The following is a 1753-nucleotide window of genomic DNA, read 5'->3' as shown; positions in this document are numbered from 1 at the left end:
AAGGTTGGGCAAAAAGCGCATCATCGCAGAAACCGGTGCAGGTCAGCATGGCGTTGCTACGGCAACCGTATGCGCCTTGAAGGGGTTGGAATGTATCGTATACATGGGTTCAGTAGATATCGAACGTCAAGCCCCGAACGTTGCTCGCATGAAAATGTTGGGAGCAAAAGTTGTCGCTGCGAAAAGCGGCAGTCAGACATTGAAAGACGCTACTAATGAAGCCATCAGAGATTGGATCAATAATCCCGAAGATACACATTATGTAATCGGTAGCGTGGTTGGTCCGCATCCTTATCCGGAAATGGTGGCGCGCTTTCAAAGTATTATTAGTGAAGAGATCCGCTGGCAGTTAAAAGAAAAAACTGGTAGTGAATTACCTACGCATTTAGTTGCTTGCGTAGGTGGAGGAAGCAATGCGGCCGGAACTTTCTATCATTATTTGAATGAAGAAAATGTAAAACTGGTTGCCGTAGAAGCGGCCGGATTGGGTGTACATTCCGGCAAAAGTGCGGCCACAACACAATTAGGCACAACTGGTGTCTTGCACGGCAGCAAGAGTATTTTAATGCAGACAGCTGATGGTCAGGTAATAGAACCACACAGTATTTCGGCGGGATTGGATTATCCTGGTATCGGTCCACTCCATGCACATTTGTTTGAATCTGGCAGAGGTATTTTTCTAAGTGCAACAGATGAAGAAGCATTGCAAGAAGCATTTAATCTGACGCGTATAGAGGGTATTATACCTGCATTAGAAAGTGCGCATGCATTAGCTGGATTACGTAAATTAAATTTGACAAAGAAAGACGTCGTGGTGCTTTGCTTAAGTGGGCGGGGAGATAAAGATATGGACACTTACTTGAAGCATTTACCTCAATAATTTCAAATATATGCAGTTCGATTTTTTGAAAGATCATGTTTTAGAAGACCAGCGTGTATTGCTGCGTCCTTTTATTCCTATGGATGTAGACAATTTAAGGCATCTATCTGCAACGGAAGATCCCATGTTGTGGCAATATTCTCAGTTAAGTGCAGCAGGAGAAGAAAAACTTGAAAAATATATTGCCGATACTTTGGCAAATAGGGTAAATAATACACAATATGCATTTATTGTTTTTGATAAAATAAAACAAGAATATGCGGGTAGTACGCGCTTCTACAATATTGATAATGCCTATGGCAATTTGTTTCTAGGTTACACTTTTTATGGAAGTAAATTTCAAGGAACAGGTCTAAATAAACACGCAAAATTTTTATTATTTCAGTTTGCGTTTGAAGAATTGGGTGTCCAACGTATAGAAATGAGGGCACATTCTCTAAACGAAAGAAGCATCGCCGCTATGAAAAGTATAGGTTGCACCGTAGAGGGTGTTTTGAGAAAAAATGTTCCTTCGGCAGATGGTGGACGAAGAGATAGCGTTGTTCTAAGTATCTTAAAAGAAGAATGGATGAATGGTGGGAAAGAAATGTTGTATAAAAAATTATAAGTATATTTTAAAAATAATTAAATGAGTCGTATACAGGAATTATTTAGTAGAAAAAACAAAGAAGTTCTGAATGTCTACTGCACCGCGGGTTTTCCAGAGTTAAACAGCACTATAGATGTAATGAAATCCTTGCAAAATAATGGTGCAGATTTGATAGAGTTAGGTATGCCTTACAGCGACCCGTTGGCAGATGGAGAGGTGATTGATCAGCGTGGCCGTGGGGGGGTGGGCCCGGGCGGGTCACGGGCTAGACGGTGTCGAGTGGC

The 1753-nt window shown here is 41.4% G+C and carries 3 protein-coding genes; all 3 read left to right on the top strand.

The annotated features are described in order from the left end of the window. Positions 1-880: tryptophan synthase subunit beta (gene trpB / locus ACQR30_RS16905; protein ID WP_429736948.1), on the top strand; the 880-nt coding region annotated here is incomplete at its 5' end. A gap of 10 nt (positions 881-890) precedes the next feature. Next, positions 891-1487, top strand: a complete 597-nt coding sequence (locus ACQR30_RS16900; RefSeq protein WP_429736947.1) for a GNAT family N-acetyltransferase — start codon at positions 891-893, stop codon at positions 1485-1487. Positions 1488-1508: 21 nt separating this feature from the next. Beyond that, the coding region (locus tag ACQR30_RS16895) for a tryptophan synthase subunit alpha (RefSeq protein ID WP_429736946.1) at positions 1509-1753 on the top strand (245 nt) is incomplete at its 3' end.

Origin of the sequence: Arachidicoccus sp., from assembly GCF_050436765.1 — a bacterium.
GTDB lineage: Bacteria > Bacteroidota > Bacteroidia > Chitinophagales > Chitinophagaceae > Arachidicoccus.
Note: the sequence above shows the minus strand (reverse complement) of the source record. Positions and strands in the feature narration are given on the sequence as shown.